This is a genomic window from Candidatus Propionivibrio aalborgensis (assembly GCF_900089945.1).
Taxonomy (GTDB): Bacteria; Pseudomonadota; Gammaproteobacteria; order Burkholderiales; family Rhodocyclaceae; genus Propionivibrio; species Propionivibrio aalborgensis.
Window position 1 is genome coordinate 1 of the sequence record NZ_FLQY01000250.1, and the last position, 684, is coordinate 684.

Annotated in this window: 1 protein-coding gene; it reads left to right on the forward strand. The window is 59.6% G+C overall.

What is annotated here, in order from left to right:
- Positions 1-684, forward strand: a 684-nt coding sequence (locus tag PROAA_RS12285) for a HAMP domain-containing protein (protein ID WP_186411622.1), incomplete at both ends; no start/stop codon positions are given.

Below are 684 nucleotides of genomic sequence, written 5' to 3' on the forward strand. Positions count from 1 at the left end.
GGCGACTGCCACCAGCGATCTGGGAACCTTCATGCCGGTACAGCCGTCGCTCGAACAATTGCGTCAGGCCCGGTTCGGACGAGGTTACCGCGAAATCGTAAGCGCCGGCGGCACGGAACTGATGCTGCGTGTTCTGGTCGCCGTATCCCCCATGGGTCTGGGTATGGAAACGCGCATCCTGCAACTGACCCAGCCGGTTCCATCGGGCCTCGCGCACAATGCTGATCGCGTACAGGAAGTCTATCGCGACTATCAGGAGCTTTCATTGGGCCGTCAGGGGTTGACGCGAATTTATGCCATGACGCTGACCCTGACCGTTCTGCTCGCCTTGTTCACAGCCATCGCCATGGCCTTTATCCTGGCGCGCCGCCTTTCGGCCCCGCTTTCAATCCTCGCCGAGGGAACGCAAGCCGTGGCAGCGGGAGACTTTACCCCGCGGCAGGCGATCAACAGCCGCGACGAGCTCGGTGTACTGACCCAGTCCTTCAGTCAAATGACGCGTCAGCTCGACGAAGCGCGGCGCGATACCGAGCGTCATCGCAGTGCTGTCGAATCGGCGCGCGCCTACCTTGAATCCATATTGGCCAATTTGTCGGCAGGAGTACTTGTATTTGACCGCAACTTCATCCTGCGCACGGTCAACGAGGGTGCGAAGACAATTCTTGATGATCAGTTCGATGACCT